The sequence below is a fragment of the Aquirufa sp. HETE-40SA genome (genome assembly GCF_054558635.1).
In genome coordinates this window covers 376,651-395,622 of sequence record NZ_JBPXKN010000001.1, presented here as the reverse complement: position 1 = coordinate 395,622, position 18,972 = coordinate 376,651, and the positions used below count along the sequence as shown (strand labels likewise).

The 18,972-nt window shown below is 39.5% G+C and carries 16 protein-coding genes and 1 tRNA gene; 8 read left to right on the top strand and 9 right to left on the bottom strand.

What is annotated here, in order from left to right:
• Nucleotides 1–90: 90 nt before the first annotated feature.
• A complete protein-coding gene (locus ACRZ9O_RS01805; protein WP_459455795.1) occupies nucleotides 91–1,014 on the top strand; it encodes a LysR family transcriptional regulator in 924 nt (307 codons plus the stop codon).
• On the opposite strand, the gene ACRZ9O_RS01800 is transcribed toward ACRZ9O_RS01805, so the two are convergent.
• Genes ACRZ9O_RS01800 through ACRZ9O_RS01785 form a run of 4 tightly spaced genes read right to left on the bottom strand, consistent with a single transcriptional unit; the run spans nucleotide 1,001 to nucleotide 7,192 of the window.
• Nucleotides 1,001–2,314, bottom strand: coding sequence for an MFS transporter (locus ACRZ9O_RS01800; RefSeq protein ID WP_459455793.1), 1,314 nt, complete (start codon nucleotides 2,312–2,314; stop codon nucleotides 1,001–1,003). The two genes, ACRZ9O_RS01805 and ACRZ9O_RS01800, sit on opposite strands and share 14 nt — an antisense overlap.
• Nucleotides 2,314–5,055 (bottom strand): DNA gyrase/topoisomerase IV subunit A, encoded by a 2,742-nt coding sequence (locus ACRZ9O_RS01795; protein ID WP_459455791.1) that lies wholly within the window; start codon nucleotides 5,053–5,055, stop codon nucleotides 2,314–2,316. The genes ACRZ9O_RS01800 and ACRZ9O_RS01795 overlap by 1 nt, the downstream gene beginning before the upstream one ends.
• Before the next feature lie 11 nt (nucleotides 5,056–5,066).
• Nucleotides 5,067–5,630, bottom strand: a complete 564-nt coding sequence (locus ACRZ9O_RS01790; RefSeq protein ID WP_459455789.1) for an NUDIX hydrolase — start codon at nucleotides 5,628–5,630, stop codon at nucleotides 5,067–5,069.
• Nucleotides 5,631–5,632: 2 nt separating this feature from the next.
• On the bottom strand, nucleotides 5,633–7,192 hold the full coding sequence (locus ACRZ9O_RS01785) for an NAD(P)/FAD-dependent oxidoreductase (protein WP_459455787.1): 1,560 nt from the start codon (nucleotides 7,190–7,192) through the stop codon (nucleotides 5,633–5,635).
• A 45-nt stretch (nucleotides 7,193–7,237) separates the two neighbouring features.
• Between ACRZ9O_RS01785 and ACRZ9O_RS01780 the strand changes: the two genes are divergently transcribed.
• Nucleotides 7,238–9,157 carry a thioredoxin domain-containing protein gene (locus ACRZ9O_RS01780; protein WP_459455785.1) on the top strand — a complete coding sequence of 640 codons (1,920 nt, stop codon included), beginning with the start codon at nucleotides 7,238–7,240 and terminating at the stop codon, nucleotides 9,155–9,157.
• Here ACRZ9O_RS01780 and ruvC read toward each other — a convergent pair.
• Complete coding sequence (ruvC, locus tag ACRZ9O_RS01775) at nucleotides 9,150–9,725, bottom strand: crossover junction endodeoxyribonuclease RuvC (protein ID WP_459455783.1); 576 nt, start codon at nucleotides 9,723–9,725, stop codon at nucleotides 9,150–9,152. The genes ACRZ9O_RS01780 and ruvC overlap by 8 nt on opposite strands.
• Before the next feature lie 11 nt (nucleotides 9,726–9,736).
• On the opposite strand from ruvC, the gene ACRZ9O_RS01770 reads away from it, so the two are divergent.
• Complete coding sequence (locus tag ACRZ9O_RS01770) at nucleotides 9,737–10,348, top strand: polysaccharide deacetylase family protein (RefSeq protein ID WP_459455781.1); 612 nt, start codon at nucleotides 9,737–9,739, stop codon at nucleotides 10,346–10,348.
• Nucleotides 10,345–11,115, top strand: a complete 771-nt coding sequence (locus tag ACRZ9O_RS01765; protein ID WP_459455779.1) for a TatD family hydrolase — start codon at nucleotides 10,345–10,347, stop codon at nucleotides 11,113–11,115. Before ACRZ9O_RS01770 ends, ACRZ9O_RS01765 begins: the two co-directional genes overlap by 4 nt.
• Here the strand turns inward: ACRZ9O_RS01765 and ACRZ9O_RS01760 are convergent.
• Nucleotides 11,099–11,854 (bottom strand): ATP-binding cassette domain-containing protein, encoded by a 756-nt coding sequence (locus ACRZ9O_RS01760; RefSeq protein ID WP_459455777.1) that lies wholly within the window; start codon nucleotides 11,852–11,854, stop codon nucleotides 11,099–11,101. The genes ACRZ9O_RS01765 and ACRZ9O_RS01760 overlap by 17 nt on opposite strands.
• Before the next feature lie 14 nt (nucleotides 11,855–11,868).
• On the opposite strand from ACRZ9O_RS01760, the gene ACRZ9O_RS01755 reads away from it, so the two are divergent.
• A complete protein-coding gene (locus ACRZ9O_RS01755) occupies nucleotides 11,869–13,344 on the top strand; it encodes a xylulokinase (RefSeq protein ID WP_459455775.1) in 1,476 nt (491 codons plus the stop codon).
• A 35-nt stretch (nucleotides 13,345–13,379) separates the two neighbouring features.
• On the opposite strand, the gene ACRZ9O_RS01750 is transcribed toward ACRZ9O_RS01755, so the two are convergent.
• Together ACRZ9O_RS01750 and ACRZ9O_RS01745 are read right to left on the bottom strand one after the other, a co-directional pair.
• A tRNA-Leu gene (locus ACRZ9O_RS01750) sits at nucleotides 13,380–13,463 on the bottom strand.
• 71 nt (nucleotides 13,464–13,534) lie between these two features.
• On the bottom strand, nucleotides 13,535–14,773 hold the full coding sequence (locus ACRZ9O_RS01745; protein WP_459455773.1) for an ABC transporter permease: 1,239 nt from the start codon (nucleotides 14,771–14,773) through the stop codon (nucleotides 13,535–13,537).
• A gap of 244 nt (nucleotides 14,774–15,017) precedes the next feature.
• Between ACRZ9O_RS01745 and ACRZ9O_RS01740 the strand changes: the two genes are divergently transcribed.
• Nucleotides 15,018–16,904, top strand: coding sequence for a DNA topoisomerase IV subunit B (locus ACRZ9O_RS01740; protein ID WP_459455771.1), 1,887 nt, complete (start codon nucleotides 15,018–15,020; stop codon nucleotides 16,902–16,904).
• Here the strand turns inward: ACRZ9O_RS01740 and ACRZ9O_RS01735 are convergent, their stop codons facing one another.
• Entirely contained in the window at nucleotides 16,905–17,213 is a 309-nt protein-coding gene (locus ACRZ9O_RS01735; RefSeq protein ID WP_459455769.1) for a tetratricopeptide repeat protein, read from the bottom strand.
• 51 nt (nucleotides 17,214–17,264) lie between these two features.
• On the opposite strand from ACRZ9O_RS01735, the gene ACRZ9O_RS01730 reads away from it, so the two are divergent.
• Both ACRZ9O_RS01730 and ACRZ9O_RS01725 read left to right on the top strand, forming a co-directional pair.
• Nucleotides 17,265–17,999, top strand: a complete 735-nt coding sequence (locus tag ACRZ9O_RS01730; protein WP_459455767.1) for an electron transfer flavoprotein subunit beta/FixA family protein — start codon at nucleotides 17,265–17,267, stop codon at nucleotides 17,997–17,999.
• A gap of 1 nt (nucleotide 18,000) precedes the next feature.
• Nucleotides 18,001–18,930 carry an electron transfer flavoprotein subunit alpha/FixB family protein gene (locus tag ACRZ9O_RS01725; RefSeq protein WP_459455766.1) on the top strand — a complete coding sequence of 310 codons (930 nt, stop codon included), beginning with the start codon at nucleotides 18,001–18,003 and terminating at the stop codon, nucleotides 18,928–18,930.
• The last annotated feature ends 42 nt before the right edge of the window (nucleotides 18,931–18,972 follow it).

Below are 18,972 nucleotides of genomic sequence, written 5' to 3'. Positions count from 1 at the left end.
GTCCTTATTAAATTGTGATGCAAAGATCTAGTTTAAAGTGTTATTAGTCAAATCTATATTTTCTATATTTGTATAGTTTTTAATTATATTATGACCATAACGCAATTAGAGTACATTGTCGCCTTAGCAGATTTGCAAAGTTTTTCCAAAGCAGCGGATTATTGTTGTGTTTCTCAGCCCAGCCTGAGTATGCAGGTGCAAAAGTTAGAGGATGAATTAAACCTTACCCTTTTTAATCGAAAGGCGAAACCTCTAATTCCTACTTTAGAGGCTAGAGAGGTAATTGCTAAGGCAAGGGCTATTCTAAATGAGAGTAATTCGATTCTTTCTCTTTCCAAAGGTTGGTCGAATCAAGTTAATGGCTCTGTTTCCATCGGTGTGATTCCTACGATTGCGCCCTATTTAATGCCCAAGTTCCTTGCGGATTTTCAGTTAAAATACCCTGAATTGACTATTCGCATTGCAGAAACGACTACGGCTAATATCAAGAAGGGGATTCAAGAAGGAAAAATTGATATCGGAATATTAGTTACTCCATTAAACGATTCGTTGGTAGAGATCCCGCTCTATTATGAAGAATTGTTCCTATACTCTAATGTGTGGGAAGAGGATGGTTCGAAGTTGAAATCTACATTAGATCCTTCCAAATTGTGGCTATTAGAAGAAGGTCATTGTTTGAGTAGTCAGGTTAACTCCATCTGTAATTTGCCTTCAGGCCCATTAGTGGGCACTAAGATGACCTATCAAACGGGAAGTATGGAAACGATAGTGCGGTTAGCAGACCAAGGTTTTGGCCAAACTATTATTCCTCAAATGTTTGTAGATTACCTCGATCCGAAACTAAAGGAAAAGGTTTACACTTTGCCTGAACCTAAACCGGTTCGAGAAGTGGCTTTAGTTCATGCTCCCTCTTATTCAAGAAAGGCCATAGTAAAAGCGTTAGAATTGGAAATTTTGGCTCACATACCTGATTCATGGAAACAGGGGCAGGAACGTAACATTATCCCCATATAGCTTTTGCCTTAGCGCTACTTAATAGAGGTCTAAGGAATAATAAACTAGCCCCAAAAACAAAGGTCAGAACCAATATACTGATCCGCATGTTACCTGTTAACTGAATGATAAGGCCAAACATAAACGTGCCTATCACCGTTGACATTCGATCGCAAACGTCATAGAAACTGAAATAGGAGGCGGTATCCTTCTCCCCTTTTGGACATAATTTAGCGTAAGTAGCGCGGCTATTCGATTGAATGCCCCCCATCACGAATCCGATAGCGGTGGCCAATAAATAGAAATTGAATTGTGAGGTTACTGTATAAGCATAGGCACATACAAATATCCAAACAAAGACGATTAACCCTAAAGCTTTTATGTTACCAACCCAACCTGATAATCGAGCACAGAAATAGGCTCCTGGAATGGCTACTAATTGAATCAATAGAATGGTAATAATCAAGGCATCTTCAGGTAAATGTAATTCTTGGCTGCCAAATAAGGCACCTAAATACATCACCGTTTGAGCCCCCATGTTAAATAGGAAGAAACTGACTAAAAACAATTTGATTTCCTTGTTAACCATCACTTCCTTGAACACCTTTTGAAGTTCTTTGAAACCTCCCAGCCACCATTGATTCTGGTCTTTTTCTTTGGCAATGGAATCAGGAAGGTAGTGTAAGGGGATTTGGGCAAATAATAACCACCACAAACCTACGGTTAAAAAAGAAAAGCGAGCAGCCATTTCTCCACCTACTCCACCATACCATTCTGGTTTTAGGAGCATAGTCAGATTTTGGACTAACAATAAAACGGAGCCGATATAACCTAGTGTAAATCCTTTTGCACTTAGGCGATCAAAACGATCAGGGGTGGCAATTTCTGGAAGGAAACTATTGTAGAATACCATGCTTCCACCCCAACCAATGATGGAAAATAGGAATCCGAGCGTTCCAACGTAGTAATGACCCTTGCTAAAAAAGAATAAGGCTATGCAACTAAAAGAGCCTAGATAGCAAAAGAAACGCATAAAGCTTTTCTTTGCACCTGTATAATCCGCTATTCCGGATAAGAAGGGCATTAAAATAGTTAAAGCTAAGAAGGCAACAGAAATAGTATAGGAGAAAACAACCGTATTGCTTAGTTCGAAACCTAAAATGGAAATCATACCAGGAGTTACACTACCTAATGTAATCGCTGCAGAAGGAAAATAAATAGGAAAAATGGCTGAGGTAATCGTCAAAGAATGTACTGAATTTGCCCAGTCATAAAAGGCCCAGGCATTCAATGTTTTCGGATTATTCAGCTTTTGTTCCATTAAAATAAACCTAATTGTTCCCCTTTAGGTGGGTTTTTGATTTCGAAAGGTATATCATCCTCTTTCTTTTCCTCTACAGATGGCTTCTCTTCCTCCGGTTTCTCTTCTGGAAAATTGATTACAAATTCGGGTTCATCTAAAGTGATTTCTGCTCGTATTTCTTTGGCCACTGAAACGGTTTCTGCTACCTCTTCTACTTCCTCCGATTCCTCTATCTCTACGGGTTCAGGAGCATCGGGGTTCTTTTCGGTTACCGGTGCTTCCTCTTCTGTATCTAAGAATACCACTTCGACTAGCTTAGGATAATTCAACTTGCTACCTAGGGCCTTCCAACCTCTCACCTCTGCCAATTCGTCTATCGGGATGATTTCTAATTCATTCGTCTTACCGTCTGGTTTGTGCTTAATCTGAACGTTTGGCGAGTAATTATCCGTAACAGCAATTAGTTTACTTGCCTTGTGATCTGAAATAAATAAGAATTTCTTATCTAATGAAGTAGTCTCTAAATGGAATCGTTTGATTAAATGAGTCTTGTTAGATCCGTCGAAGTAAGCCGCTGAAATAATAGATTGTGGTTCGAATTTCTTCAAGTACATGATTTCTTCAGCTGGGTAACGATTTGTTAATTCGAAATTCGTTAACTCATAATTACCTGATGCATAAATAGCAAGTATGCTATCATTCGGTTCAAAATTGCCGATATGGTCGCCATGTCCATCGCGGTTCAAACGGCCAATCGTAGGATCATACCAAATATCTACTCCTCCTAAGGTGGATACACCAGCAGACTTCATGGTAATTTTGCGGACTGGATATTTAGTCAGCATATTACCTAAAGACTCTCGGCCTTTAATGGCTAGTTTAGCAAAGTCATAATCGAATTGCTTGATTTTAGCCGTACAATTTGCTGTTAGGCTGATTTGAATTACCTCTGCCTCGCCGTTTTCATTGGCTGAGAAATAGGTAAGCTTTGACTTCGCATTATCGCTACTCACTTTGTATTCACGATCACGAGTTACCGAAGTAACTTTGAAACGCTTCACGTAGGAAGTGCCTGACTTTCCATCTAGGTAAACTAGATTATATACTTTTCTATCGTCGTTTTTCTTGAATACGGAGCAATAAATAATATCGCGACCTACGAATACTTTCTCTTGTACTTTAGTGACCACACAGGTACCGTTTGAACGGAATACGATGATATCATCGATATCCGAGCAATCCATCACGTATTCGTCTTTCTTTAAGCCGTAACCGATGAAACCATCTTCGCGGTTGACATATAATTTCTGGTTCGCTGCTGCAACGACAGTTGCAGAAATGGTATTGAAGTTCTTAGTCTCAGTTCGACGCTCTCTTCCTTTGCCGTATTTAGCTAATAGATTCTTGAAGTAATCAATCGCGAAACGAATTAAGTTCGCTAAATGATCTTCTACTTCTGCTAATTCGTCTAATAAACGCTTCATTAATTCGTCTGCCTTGAAGCTGTCAAATTTCGAAATACGCTTGATTCTGATTTCTAATAGTTTCAGAATATCTTCCTCGGTTATTTCGCGGTAGAAATCTTTTTTATAAGGCTCTAAACCTTTATCTACTGTTTGAATAACTAATTCAAAGGTTTCACATTCTTCGATATCACGGTAGATGCGGTTCTCGATGAAGATTTTTTCCAAAGAGCTGAAAAGCACCTTTTCCATCAACTCGCCTTTGCGAATCTCTAATTCTTGACGAAGTAAATCAACTGTTTGGCTAGTAGAAACGCGTAGGATTTCGCCTACACCCATAAAGTGTGGCTTATCTTCGATAATCACGCAGGCATTAGGTGAAATAGATACCTCGCAATCGGTAAAGGCATACAAGGCGTCAATCGTCACGTCCGGTGAAATACCCGGTGCTAATTGGATTTGAATCTCAACGTCTTTGGCCGTATTGTCAATTACCTTCTTGATCTTAATTTTACCCGTATCATTTGCCTTGATAATGGAATCGATTAATGAAGTGGTTGTGGTCGTGTACGGAATCTCAGTTATGACAAGCGTTTTCTTGTCTAATTCATCGATTTTAGCGCGAATACGGATTTTACCACCACGAAGTCCATCGTTATAATTAGAGGCATCCATCATTCCACCTAATAGGAAGTCTGGATACAGTTCTACTTTCTTGTTATTTAAGATGTCGATGGATGCCTGAATAATCTCACAGAAATTATGCGGCATAATCTTCGTAGCTAGACCTACGGCGATACCTTCTACTCCTTGAGCTAGTAAAAGTGGGAATTTAATAGGAAGCGTTACAGGTTCGCGCTTGCGACCATCATAGGACATTTGCCATTCGGTGGTTTGGTTGTTAAAAACAACATCGCTGGCGAATTTGGATAAACGAACCTCAATATAACGAGCTGCTGCAGCGCTATCGCCCGTCCGGTTATCTCCCCAGTTACCTTGGCAATCAAATAAGAGCTCTTTTTGGCCTAAATTAACAATCGCATCATTGATAGAAGCATCCCCGTGTGGGTGGTATTGCATCGTTTGACCGATGACATTCGCCACCTTATTGAAACGGCCATCATCCATTTCCTTCAATGCGTGCAAAATACGACGCTGAACGGGCTTCAAGCCATCCTCAACGGCCGGAACTGCACGCTCTAAAATAACGTAAGAAGCATATTCTAAGAACCAATTCTCATACATCCCTGCTACCGCAATCTGATTCTGTAGTGCGCCGTCCGCTGTTTCACTCATAGTAATTATCGCTATTTTTCTTCTCCGTGGAAGAGTTGGTACATGATTAACGCTGTAGCTCCCCAAATCAAATTCCCCTCATATACAAAGGATGGACTCAGGATCTTATTTCCATTGTAGCTAACTTCAAAAGGTTGTAGATTAGCTGAATCTTGAAAGAAGGATACAGGTATTTCAAAAATACGATTAATTTCTCTTTTATTTAAATCGTAGCTGAGCTTTTTGTTTATCCGAATCGAAAATGCCGTCATCCAATAATTAGAGACGTGAATCCAATGCTCTGTGATGTATTCTAAAGAAGTCGAATCGATCTCCACTCCTATTTCCTCTAACACTTCTCTGGCTGCTGTCTCTCGTAAATCCAGATCCGTTGGATCCATCTTTCCACCTGGCAGTGCCATTTGGCCACTGTGGTGACCATCATACTGATTGCGCTCGATAAGAATAAGGTGAGGTTCTTGTCCGTCAATTTCGACCCACAGAACGGCGACTGCTGCCTGTTTCGCGTTTTCTTTGATCTCCGGTTTTTGAAGGATTTGTTTGTAAATCTGCTTGAAAGGCTCGAATTCCTTCATCCCTACATTGTTTTAGCGATAGCCTCTGCACATCGTATTCCGTCCAAAGCTGCAGACATGATACCTCCCGCATATCCACCACCTTCACCGCATGGATACAATCCTTTAATCCCTGGATGTTCCAACGTTTCTTTATCGCGTGGTATTTTCACTGGAGAGGATGTTCTACTCTCTAAACCAATTATTTGGCCTAAATTAGAAGAAAATCCAGGTATCTTCTTATTAAAATCTTGGAATCCTTGGGCTAATGGTTCTGAAATATAGTCGGGTAAGAATTCCCGCATCTCGCCTGGTTCTAAGCCTGGTACATAACTGGTAGGATGCGAGCTCTTGCTTGCTTTTCCTTGGATAAAATCGAGGGTATATTGGGAGACCGCTTTTTGGGACCCTCCTACTAAACTCCCAGCCTTCTGCTCTAATTCTTCTTGCAATTGCATTCCTGCCAAAGCCCCAAATTCCTTGTATCTCGCTAAATCTTCTTCTACAATACTAACTACAATACCAGAGTTCGCATATTTAGAATCACGTCTGGATGGGGACATTCCATTGACCACTACTTGATTAGGGGATGTAGCAGAGGGAACAATAAATCCACCTGGGCACATACAGAACGAGAATACGCCGCGTTGTACTCCTTGGAAAGTACTTTGGGTTACCAAGCTAAAACTAGCTGGTGGTAAGTATTCGGGCCGTTGTTTTACCTTGTATTGGGCTTGATCTATGAAAGATTGCTGGTGTTCAATTCGAACGCCAATGGCGAAAGGTTTAGCTTCGATGGCTACCCCTTTATTTTGCAATAATTGGAATATATCTCGGGCAGAATGTCCTGTGGCTAATAATAATCGGTCCGCTTGAAATTCCGTTCCATTCGAGCATATTACTCCTTTAATGGATTTATTATCGATTAAAAAGTCAACCACTCGGTGATGAAAGTGAACATCTCCTCCCGCTGCGATTACTGCATCTCGCATGGAGGCAATAATACCGGGCAATTTATTTGTTCCTATGTGTGGATGGGCCTCAAAAAGGATGTCACTATGTGCCCCATGAGCCACAAATGTCTCTAAAACCCCTTTGATATCACCACGTTTCGTACTTCTCGTGTATAATTTACCGTCCGAATAAGTACCAGCGCCACCCTCTCCAAAACAATAATTCGAATCTGGATCTACTAAATTAAAGCGGTTAATGGCGGCTAAATCCCTTCTACGGTCACGCACATCTTTACCGCGTTCTAAAACGATGGGTTTGATTCCTTTTTTGACAAAATCTATCGCCGCAAATAATCCCGCTGGACCAGATCCAATGATGATGACTTTTTTAGCGTCCTTTGATAAGGTGGGTAATTGAGCAGAAAGGCTGAAATCGTGACCCTTTTCATAAAAACCAATCCGAAGATTTACTTTAATTTGTCTACTTCTAGCGTCGATTGACCTTTTTTCAATGCGATAGGTACAAGCCGCTAGATACGCCTCTCCCATTTCAGCTGTTAAAAATTGAGCTAATTTTTCGGGTGAATGCGCAATATCTGGGCTAAGAACGAAGTCTCTTTGGTCAATCATACAAGTATTTTGTGCAAATTTACGAATCAATTTTGACTAATTCAGATGAATAAGCTCGGCGCAGAGGTTTCCCCCTATTTATTGCAGCATAAAAACAACCCGGTTCATTGGGAGCCATGGGGTCCTGAGGCATTAGAACGAGCAAAAATGGAAAACAAACCCATTTTAGTAAGTATTGGTTATGCTGCCTGCCATTGGTGCCATGTGATGGAGCACGAATCATTTGAGAATGAGGAAGTAGCAGCCATCATGAATGAATACTTTGTAAATATTAAAGTAGACAGGGAAGAACGACCGGATGTGGACATGGTGTATATGGAGGCGCTTCATCAAATGGGATTGAATGGTGGCTGGCCACTTAATGTGTTTTTATTACCAGACCAAAAACCTTTTTACGGCGGTACTTATTTCAAAAAAGCTAATTGGATTCAGCTGCTTCACTCGATTCACAATGCTTTCGTGAACAATCGGGAAGATTTAGCCAAATCAGCGGATGGTTTTGCCGAAAGTATTTCTGAAAACGCCTCTTTCTTTGCTCATTCGGATTTAGCTGAAACTGCTGCAATTATTCCTGCTGCTTTGACTAAAATTAAATCGGCATTAGATCCTGTTTTTGGTGGTATTAATAAAGCGCCTAAATTTCCTCTACCCTCATTAATTCAGTTTTTGTATTCGGTTCCCAGTTCTCTATCTGTTGAATTAGATTTACCTATTCTTCAAAAAACGTGGATGGAGAAAATGGCACAAGGGGGCATTTATGACGCAGTTGGTGGTGGTTTTTCCCGTTATTCGGTTGATTCAGAGTGGTTTTGTCCGCATTTTGAAAAGATGCTCTATGATAATGCGCAATTATTGTCTGCCTATACAAAAGCCTATAAGCGAGAGCGTAATCCGCTGTACCAAGAGGTTATTTATGATACGATTTCCTTTTTAAAGAGAGAGTTACTTTCTCCTCTGGGATTGTATTATTCCTCTTTAGACGCGGATTCAGAGGGAGAAGAGGGATTATTCTATACCTGGTCTCATGCGGAATTGGCTGCCTTGAATAATGAAGAATTCTTAAAGACTTATTCCATCTCAAAGAATGGGAATTGGGAAGACGGACGCAATATTTTATTCAAATCATCTCCTGTTTTAAATGCGCATTTTGAGAAAGAGATGGAGGTTTTACGTGCTGCAAGGCTTACTCGAATTAGACCTGGGACAGATACAAAAGAAGTCTTGGTTTGGAATGCTCAATTAGTGGTAGCATTTGTGGAAGTCTATCAAGTTTTTGGTCGAAAAGAGGATTTGCAAAGTGCTTTAGATTTACTGCAGGCCATCGAAATGCATCTGAACAAAGATAATCTCTGGTTACATCAGGCTCAGTATTCGCGTGAACCGATTGGCGCTTTTTTAGATGATGTGGCGGCTTTGGTTTTGGCTTACATTCAAGTTTATTTGTTGACCTCAGATATAGTCTATAAAGAGAAAGCTGACAAACTTCTGAAGATGATATGCGATGATTTTGCTCATCCGGAATTAGCGTTATATCAATACCGGTCGAAAAAGGCAGACTATTTAATTGCGGAGAAAGTAGAAGTAATGGATTCGGTGATGCCTTCGTCTAATTCGATGCTATGTGAAGCTTTCTTATGGATGGGTATATTGAAAAATAAGGCCGATTATACACTTAAAGGACGTGCGATGTTATCGCAGATACTCGAGAGAGCTATGGCCCATCCCGCTTATTTTGCGAATTGGTTGCGTATTTATTCGGAATGGATGGAGCATCCCAAGGCGATGTTGAAATATGCAGGAAATGGCGAAGGGTTAGCCGGTTTTGACTGGTGTATCGATAAGGATCAACTGGTTTGTGTCCCTTCGGATGAAATAGAGGGCTATTTGTTGTGTGTGGGAGATTATTGCTTTGCCCCTGTTTTGACCTTGCAAGAAGTAGATAAGCAGTTAGCGGAGCTTATTTAATTCGTTCTGGATTTTCTGTGACGAATGCGCCCCATCCTTTCTTCGTGCCTTTGATCGTGGAACTGATGTTTTTATTGTGAAAATGATGGCAAATGGCGATTCCGAGGGCATCCGTAGCATCGTGCATTTTGGCATCTAACTTTATGTTTCCAATAATCTCCACCATTTTTGCGACTTGTTCTTTCGACGCATTCCCATTCCCTGTCACCGATTGCTTGATCTTTTTAGGTTCGTATTCCGCAATCGGAATTGATTTCGAGAAGGCCAAAGACATCACCATCCCTTGAACTCGACCTAATTTCAACATCGACTGAACATTTTTTCCGAAGAAAGGAGATTCAATCGCGATTTCATCGGGTAAAAACTCCTCTAAAATACCTAAAACGCGTTCGTGAATCTTTAAGAATTTAGCCCCCTGCGTCGTGTATTTAGTTAAGTTTAATACTCCATATTGCAACACAGTAACCTTGTCATTCGTGATACGCAATAATCCATAACCAAGGAAACGCGTTCCAGGGTCAATGCCTAAGATTATTTTTTCTGAAGAGGAAGTGCTAATTTGCGCCATTAATGCTGTGTATGTTTATTCATCAAATTCCGTCGTTCGTTCCTGCCCTTTTACCGCGTTTTACGTGGTCAAAAGCAGCCGATCGTCAGATTTACTTAACCTTTGATGATGGACCAACTCCTGAAATTACGGATTTTGTCCTAGAATGCTTAAACGAATACGATGCAAAGGCCACTTTTTTTTGCATTGGCAAGAATGTGGTAGAAAATCCGAGTATTATTCAACGCATTCAGGCTGGTGGTCATAGCATCGGAAATCATACCATGAACCATAGTAATGCCTGGAAAATGGACTTTGCGGCTTATGTAGAAGACTTCCAGAAATGTGAAAAGGTATTTGCGCATCAGCACATTAAATCCATTGGCTTTCGTCCTCCTTACGGACGAATTACGCGCAAAATGTACCGAGAAATGGATAACGTCATTCTATGGAGTGTATTAACGGGGGATTACAATGCTTCTTTAACCCCTACCGCTATCTTAGAATCTGTACTTCCTTTATTAAAACCTGGTGCTATTGTGGTGATGCACGATAGTATCAAAGCTTTCCCCCATTTACAGGTCATTTTACCTGCCATTCTTCGTTATTGTAAAGAACAAAATCTTGTTTTATCCTCCCTATGATTGATACACACGCACACTTGTATGATGTTCATTTTCAAGAAGATATGGCTTTTCACTTAAAGGAGATTCGGGACGCCGGCGTAACTGAAGTTTGGTTGCCTAATTGTGATTCGGAATCTTGGGTTGATCTGAAGAAATTGAGTAAAAATCACCCTGATTTTGTTCTTCCCATGATTGGATTGCATCCTACCTATGTGAAAGAAAATTACTTAGAAGAGTTAGCTGTGCTAAAAAAAGAGTTTGAGAGAAGTAAGGTGCTAGCGATAGGCGAAATAGGTCTAGATTATTACTGGGATACCACATTTGCAGAACAACAAATGGATGCCTTTAAGCAACAATGCCATTGGGCATTAGATCTTGGTTTGTGGGTAGATATCCACTGTAGAAAAGCGTATGCAGATTTAATTAAAACCTTTCAATTACCTGAATTCAAGAATCTGAGAGGAATTATTCATTGTTTTTCAGGCGATGCTCGAGAAGCGAAGGTGTTAACTGATTTAGGATATTACTTAGGCATTGGAGGTGTGATTACCTACAAAAACACAACTTTGTTTCAAGACATTAAAGACATTCCACTATCAAAAATTGTATTAGAAACAGACGCACCCTATTTAAGTCCCGTACCCTTCAGAGGAAAGCCTAATTCACCCAAGAATATACCGTTGATTGCTCAAAAATTGGCTGATTTACACGCGGTTTCCCTAGAACACTTGGTGGAGCAAACAAATCAGAACGCACAGCAATTAAAAGCTATCTCAGGTTATTAATTAAGCCTTTCATTTGATTATCCCAGTCAAGTATGGCTTTTTTTAGTCTCAAGACCACAGAATTTGATGATTCCTTAAACTTTGTCCAAGAGCCTTGAAATACTAATTTACCATTCTCCATAATTCCGACGGAATGGCTTAATTGTAGAATATCGGTCAAATCATGACTAATCAAAACACAAGGAATAGCCCGTTCATTAACAACTGAAGCTATTATTTGAGAGAATTCTAATTTTTGTTCCGTATCTAATTGACTAAAAGGCTCATCTAGGACTAAATATTCAATAGGCTGACTAATGGCTTCCAATAAAGCAAGTTTCTGCCTCTCTCCACCCGATAAGACGGACACTTTTGTATCTTTTTGCTTTATCAGATAGAATTGCCTCAGATACTTAGTTATAACGGCATCTTGTTGTGTATTGGGTATGTATTGAAATAAGGCTTGTACATAATTATATACACTATGAAAAGGTTTTAAATGAAGTGTTTGAGGAACGTAACCTGCTCTTTTGAATTGTGGAATGAGGCGATCCATCCCATCGTTTAATTCTTTTGAATCAATCCTAATAGAATAGTCTGGGTCATATTTTAAACCGACTAAAAGGTTCGCGACGGTGCTTTTTCCTGAACCACTTTTTCCGATTAATGCATAAATTTCACCTGATTTTACCTTTATTTGAATATTGGATAAAGTAAAATGACTTGTAACTTGGTGTTTCTTTATGCCGATTGTTAACATTAAACCTATTTAAAATGATTTTGTGCGGAATTGATGTGGGAACTTCTTCCATTAAAGTTAGTATTGTTGATGCAGCAAACCAACAATTAATTTATTCTACTTCTTATCCAGAGGTTGAAAATGAGATTTCTTCCCCTCAACCAGGTTTTGCTGAGCAGGACCCGGAACATTGGTGGTTTTGTGTAAAACAGGCTATATTAAAAGCGAATTCTACTGGTTTGTATGACCCTAAAAAAATTGGAGCTATCGGAATTTCGTATCAGATGCACGGTTTAGTGGTGGTTGATAAGGATGCCACTGTTTTGCGTCCTTCCATTATTTGGTGTGATTCTCGTGCTACTCCTTACGGTGAAAAGGCCTACAAAGCCATAGGAGAATCATTTTGCCAAAGTCATTACTTGAATTCTCCTGGTAATTTTACCGCTGCTAAATTAGCCTGGGTAAAAGAAAATCAACCAGCCATTTTTGATCAAATCGCATTAGTAATGTTGCCGGGAGATTTTATCGCAGGTAGATTTACTTCTACTTTCACTACTACTGCATCGGCCCTTTCAGAAGGAATTTTATGGGACTTTAAAGACTCTCATCCAGCAAAAGACTTAATGGCTTATTATGGATTCCCAGAAACTATCTTTCCTCCTGTTCAATCTTTGTTTTCAGATCACGGCACGATAACTGCTAACATAGCTTCTGAGTTAGGATTGGGATCTCATGTGAAGGTGACCTATAAAGCCGGTGATCAACCAAATAACGCCTATTCATTAGGTGTGTTACATCCAGGTGATATTGCCACTACGGCAGGAACCTCGGGAGTGGTATATGGTATTTCTGATGAATTGAAGTTTGATAAAGAAAATCGCGTTAATTCGTTTGCACACGTAAATCATACAGCTGATAGAACGAGTGTGGGTGTATTAATGTGTATCAATGGTACGGGTATTTTAAACCGTTGGGTGAAGCAGAATTTCTTCCCTTCCTTATCTTATTCCCAAATGAATGATTTAGGTGCTAAAGCGGCTATTGGAACGAATGGTTTAGTTTGTATGCCTTTTGGGAATGGTGCAGAGCGGATTTTTCAAAATAAAACATTGGGTGGAAGTTTCGCTCATTTGGATTTCAATCGACATCAATCAGCTGATATCATTCGAGCTGCACAAGAGGGTATCGCCTTCTCCATGGTCTATGGAATTGAATTGTTAGGTAACGTGGGCGTTAAGCCTAAGAAATTAAAAGCAGGTTTAGCTAATATGTATTTGAGTGAGCTATTCACACAAGCTATTGTGAATGCTTCCGGCGCTTCGGTTGAATTATTGGAATCAGATGGAGCTTTTGGTGCGGCTTTAGGCGCGGGTGCAGGTGTAGGATATTATGCCAATGAAGACGAAGCAGTGAGTCATATCAAAGTCTTGAAAACGATTCAACCTGACGCAGGTCTAAAAAATGCCTATGCAGATGCATATGGCGTTTGGAAGAATAATCTACCCGCTTAAAAAAGGTAAAGCCTCTCAATTGCTTGAGAGGCTTGTACCCAGAGCCGGAGTCGAACCGGCACGGGCTTGCACCCACGGGTGTTTGAGACCAGCGCGTCTACCAATTCCGCCATCTGGGCAATTCAAAATTGCAATGCAAAACTAGGCTAAATCATTTGCTTTCGCAAATATGACCTAGATAAATTCTGGACTATTCGTAACGTAAAGCCTCTACAGGATCCATCTTAGACGCTTTAAAGGCAGGATAAATTCCTGAAAATAAGCCTACTAGTATGCATATTATGATACCTGTCATCATCCATAACCAGGGTATTATAAAACTAGCCGCTCCAGAGCTAATAGCTTGTGCGATAATGTTTCCAATCGGAATAGCAAGCATTATGCCCCCTATTCCACCTAACAAACAAATAACAATAGCTTCAATTAGGAATTGTTGTAAGATTCTTCCCGGTGTAGCTCCTAATGACTTACGAATGCCTATTTCGCGTGTTCTTTCACTCACTGAAACCATCATAATATTCATTAAAGCGATAGCAGCCCCAAGTAAAGTGATAAATCCAATGACAAATCCTCCAATACGCAAAGAACCAGTAATGCTTTCAAAACTTTTAGCTATGGAATCTGAACGATCAATGCTAAATGAATCTTCCATTCCAATGGGATCCATACGAACTTTACGCATGGCACCGCGTGCCTCTTCCATAAAATCATCTAGGTTAGTTATCTTAGATGATGAAGTTGTAATGTCAAAAGTAAGGCTACGCCCGACGGCCATTTTACGCCCAGTCTCTAATGGTACCATGATTACACGATCGTCTCCACCCCCCATCATATTACCTTTCTTTTCTAATACGCCAATTACTTTTAATTTAATTCCTGAAACAACTAATTCAGTCCCTATTGGGCTACCTTTTTCATACAGTTGATCAATTATATCAACGCCAAGAATACAGACATTGATTGCATTTATTTGTTCATTTTGTGAAAAATTGCGTCCAGCCCCAACTTTATATCCCTTTAATTCCATAAAATTCTCATCAATTCCAATTACTCGCGCATTTGGATTCGTTTTCTTAGAGGAATATTTTGCTATTGCATTGTTATTTACATTTGACTTCAGAGATACTTTACCTTTACTGGCAAACAAATACTTATAATACGATGCTTGGCGGTAATCGATATTTTTAAATCTTTTTTCCTTTTGACCTTCTCGCCTCACTTGCATCGCAGGTCGATTACGTATATCAAATGAATTAGCACCTAGTCCAGAGAATGAATTATCTACAGAACTTTGAATTCCATCAATAGCAGTTAGTATACCTACTAATGAGGTAATACCCAAGGATATAATCAGAGCAGTTAAAACAGTTCTAAGTAAATTACCTTTGATAGAACGTAAACCTTCTAAAACATTTTCTTTTAAATTCATAAGACTTTTTGACTAAGCCGCTTTCGCGGCGACTTTTTGACTAAATCGCGAAGTGATGACTGAGCCGTAAGCGACTAAGTCACGCAGTGACGACTATTCCAAAGCAACTGCAAGTTATCCTCTTTTTCACAGCATTAAAAACCAATGAAACAGGCTTTTAATCCGTTAGTCCTTTTTTTGACCTAATTAATTCAATCCTCTCTCTTTCTTAATCGCGAACTATTTGATAATTTAGTGTAAAATTATGTCAGTGGAAGAAAATCAACAAAGCACACCCATTTATAACGACGATAGTATTCGTTCCCTAGATTGGAAAGAGCACATTCGGCTTCGTCCGGGTATGTATATCGGTAAATTAGGCGATGGTTCATCGGTGGATGATGGTATCTATGTTCTTGTGAAAGAGATCATGGATAACTCAATTGATGAGCATATGATGGGAAATGGGAAGTCCATTGACGTTAAAATCTCTGATCATAAGGTGGAAGTGCGCGATTACGGACGTGGTATTCCTTTGGGAAAAGTGATCGATTGCGTTTCCAAAATTAATACGGGTGGTAAGTATGATTCTGGTGCTTTCCAAAAGTCCGTAGGTCTGAATGGTGTAGGTACAAAAGCTACGAATGCCCTATCTAATTACTTTAAGGTACAATCTTACCGCGATGGCCAGACAAAGTGGGCAGAGTTTTGTAAGGGGGAATTAACCGCTGAATCTCCAGGTATTGAAGCTTCGAATGGTAAGAGTGGAACGCACGTACAGTTTGAGCCAGATAATACCATCTTCAAGAATTACCATTTCATCCCTCAGTATTTAGATTCCTTATTTTGGAATTATGCCTACTTGAATGCGGGATTGACCATTAATTTTAATGGAGAGAAGTATTTTTCCCAAAATGGTCTATTCGACTTACTATCTAAAAAGACGAATGCGGAGGAAAATCGGTATCCAATTATTCATTTAAAAGGAAACGACATCGAGTTAGCGATTACGCATAACAACCAATACGGAGAGGAATATTATTCTTTCGTCAATGGTCAAAATACAACCCAAGGTGGAACTCACCTAGCGGCATTTAGAGAGGCGATTGTTAGAACGGTACGTGAGTTTTTTAAGAAAGATTTTGATCCATCGGATGTACGAGCAAGTATCGTAGGCGCTATCGCAATTCGTGTTCAAGAACCCGTTTTTGAATCACAAACGAAGACTAAACTAGGTAGCACCACTATTTCACCTGATTCTAACTCCACTTCAATTCGTACTTTTATAGGGGATTTTGTGAAGACGGAATTGGATAATTATTTGCACCAAAATCCAACCTCAGCTGATGCACTATTAAAGCGTATTTTACAATCTGAACGAGAGCGCAAAGATATTGCTGGTATCAAGAAATTAGCTAATGAGCGTGCGAAGAAAGCAAATTTACATAATAAGAAATTAAGAGACTGCCGTGTACATTTATCAGATGAGAAATCAGAGACGCGTCACGACACTACTTTGTTTATTACGGAGGGGGATTCAGCGTCTGGAAGTATCACTAAATCACGTGACGTACAATTGCAGGCTGTATTTAGTTTGCGAGGTAAGCCATTGAATAGCTTTGGCCTAACTAAAAAGATTGTCTACGAAAACGAAGAGTTCAATCTATTGCAACACGCATTAGATATTGAAGATTCCTTGGATAATCTACGTTATAATAAGATTGTCATTGCGACGGATGCCGATGTGGATGGTATGCATATTCGTTTGTTGATTTTAACCTTCTTTTTGCAATTCTTTCCTGATTTAGTACGTAATGGTCACTTGTATATTTTAGAGACTCCCCTATTTAGAGTTCGAAATAAGAAAGAAACGCGTTATTGCTACTCTGATGAAGAACGTCGCAATGCGATCGAAGCTTTAGGTCCTAAGCCTGAGATTACTCGATTTAAGGGTTTGGGTGAAATTTCGCCTGAGGAATTTGGGAACTTTATTAGTGAAGATATTAAGCTAGAGCCAGTGATTCTTGAAAAAGATTTTACCATTCCCCAACTTCTGACCTATTACATGGGTAAGAATACACCGGAACGTCAAAAATTCATCATTGACAACCTTGTGGTAGAAAAAGATCTGGAAGAGGTTTTACTCGGTTAATTAGAAATTCAATTCAAGGAGTTGCTTAAGTTCTTTTAAAGCTTTTGCAGCTCCTTTTTTTTCTGCCTCTTGTATCCCTAATCGCATTATTTCTTCTGCTCTATCTTCCTTGATTTCAGTTAGGAGCGCGTTCGCATAGGTATAGTACGTCGCTACATAGTCTGGGAAATCTGTAATGATTCGTTCAAATTGCTCAAATGACGCTTCAATAGCCTTTTCTTTATACAATTCTATCGCCAAAAGATAGTGGTTAAACGGATCCGTTGGATCTTGATTAATCTCATTTTTAATAAATTCTTTACGATCCATTTTGCTAAATTAAAAACAAATTAGTATGCTTGCATAACAATTTAATCTGCCATGAAAATACTAGTCTGTATCTCCTGTGTCCCAGACACTACCTCAAAAATAACAATAGATCCATCAACCTCCCAAATAAGTAGCCAAGGATTAACATTTATCGTAGGTCCCTACGATGATTATGCCCTCTCAAGAGCTATTGAATTGAAGGAAAGTAACGGTGCTGAAGTCATAGTATTGCACGTAGGTGGTTCTGAATCTGAAGCACTTATTCGTAAATGTTTAGCATTGGGTGCAGATTCAGCTGTACGTGTGGATGGAAATCCAACTACTTCGACTCAGATTGCGAATGCTATTGTATCCTACGTTAATCAAAATCCAATGGATCTTATTTTAATGGGTAAAGAATCCATTGATTATAATTCAGGTATTGTCCATGGTTTAGTGGCGGGAGCTTTAGGGTACACCCATTTTAATCCAGTGATGCATTTAGATGTTGCAGGTGATGATTTAAAATTAGAAGTGGAGATAGATGGCGGAAAAATGGAGGTTAATTGTCCCCTACCTGCTGTATTAGGTTGCCAAGAACCCATTGCCGAGTGGAAAATTCCATCTATGCGTGGTATTATGACGGCTCGTACGAAAGAGATTTTGGTATTGCCATTGGAATCCATTAATCAAATTCAGATTATTAAAGCTGAAATAGCTGAAACAGCTCGGAAGAACAAGATGATTAAAGCAGAAGATGCAGAGCAATTAATTGATTTATTAAGAACTGAGACAAACGTATTATAAGATGAAAAAGGTCGCCATTATTGCTCAAACAAAAGAAGGTCAACTTTCTGATTCTTCTATTCATTTGATTTCATTTTTATCTTCCTTCTCGCCGGAATCCATTTTACTGGTTGCTATGGGCGAAGTGAAGTTTGCGTCGATACCTGCTTCAAAATCAGTAGATGTTATCACTTTATCGGAAGGTTTGTGGACAGATTCGTCTGCTATCAACCCACTAGTTAATGCAGTGGAGGGTTACGCAGTTTTTGGCATTAAATCAATTCAAGTAGATAATTTATTAAGTCTATTAGCTGCGAGTTCATCTCAGGAGATGATTTCAGGTATTCAGCAGATGTCGTTTTCAGGCGGGAAATTTTCTATCAGTAAATCAATCTTCTCCGGAAAGGCTTCGTTGTCTTTAACTTCTGAAACGGTAGGCTATTTTAGTTTAAACCGAAATTTTGATTTTAGTGGTAATGCTGAGTATGGAGAACAATCCGTAGGTTCTATGTCAACTTTAACTACTGCTGCAGGTGGCAAGGCTTCTATTCTTGAATTGAAGCCTATAACTGGATCAATACCTTTGCCAGATGCTACTTTAGTAGTGGGTGCAGGTCGTGGTTTTAAAGATCCAGGTAATTGGACAATAGTAGAAGATTTAGCCAAAGCCTTAGGAGCGGCTACTGCTTGTTCTAAGCCTGTTTCTGATTTAAATTGGCGACCTCACCATGAGCACGTTGGTCAAACAGGCGTTAAAATATCTCCCAATCTTTATATTGCTTGCGGTATATCGGGTGCTATACAGCATTTGGCTGGCGTCAATGGTTCTCGAATAATAGTTGTCATTAATAATGATCCTGAAGCAGCCTTTTTCAAACATGCAGACTACGGAATAGTAGGTGACGTAAATGATATACTACCAAGACTAACAAAAAAGCTTCAAGAACATTAAAATTAGCGGTCTAATTGGTACATTTGTATTTTAATATAGACC

Coding starts and splice junctions, on each gene's coding strand:
- ACRZ9O_RS01805 (WP_459455795.1), top strand. CDS start 91: ATGACCATAACGCAATTAGAGTACATTGTCGCCTTAGCAGATTTGCAA.
- ACRZ9O_RS01800 (WP_459455793.1), bottom strand. CDS start 2,314: ATGGAACAAAAGCTGAATAATCCGAAAACATTGAATGCCTGGGCCTTT.
- ACRZ9O_RS01795 (WP_459455791.1), bottom strand. CDS start 5,055: ATGAGTGAAACAGCGGACGGCGCACTACAGAATCAGATTGCGGTAGCA.
- ACRZ9O_RS01790 (WP_459455789.1), bottom strand. CDS start 5,630: ATGAAGGAATTCGAGCCTTTCAAGCAGATTTACAAACAAATCCTTCAA.
- ACRZ9O_RS01785 (WP_459455787.1), bottom strand. CDS start 7,192: ATGATTGACCAAAGAGACTTCGTTCTTAGCCCAGATATTGCGCATTCA.
- ACRZ9O_RS01780 (WP_459455785.1), top strand. CDS start 7,238: ATGAATAAGCTCGGCGCAGAGGTTTCCCCCTATTTATTGCAGCATAAA.
- ruvC (WP_459455783.1), bottom strand. CDS start 9,725: ATGGCGCAAATTAGCACTTCCTCTTCAGAAAAAATAATCTTAGGCATT.
- ACRZ9O_RS01770 (WP_459455781.1), top strand. CDS start 9,737: ATGTTTATTCATCAAATTCCGTCGTTCGTTCCTGCCCTTTTACCGCGT.
- ACRZ9O_RS01765 (WP_459455779.1), top strand. CDS start 10,345: ATGATTGATACACACGCACACTTGTATGATGTTCATTTTCAAGAAGAT.
- ACRZ9O_RS01760 (WP_459455777.1), bottom strand. CDS start 11,854: ATGTTAACAATCGGCATAAAGAAACACCAAGTTACAAGTCATTTTACT.
- ACRZ9O_RS01755 (WP_459455775.1), top strand. CDS start 11,869: ATGATTTTGTGCGGAATTGATGTGGGAACTTCTTCCATTAAAGTTAGT.
- ACRZ9O_RS01745 (WP_459455773.1), bottom strand. CDS start 14,773: ATGAATTTAAAAGAAAATGTTTTAGAAGGTTTACGTTCTATCAAAGGT.
- ACRZ9O_RS01740 (WP_459455771.1), top strand. CDS start 15,018: ATGTCAGTGGAAGAAAATCAACAAAGCACACCCATTTATAACGACGAT.
- ACRZ9O_RS01735 (WP_459455769.1), bottom strand. CDS start 17,213: ATGGATCGTAAAGAATTTATTAAAAATGAGATTAATCAAGATCCAACG.
- ACRZ9O_RS01730 (WP_459455767.1), top strand. CDS start 17,265: ATGAAAATACTAGTCTGTATCTCCTGTGTCCCAGACACTACCTCAAAA.
- ACRZ9O_RS01725 (WP_459455766.1), top strand. CDS start 18,001: ATGAAAAAGGTCGCCATTATTGCTCAAACAAAAGAAGGTCAACTTTCT.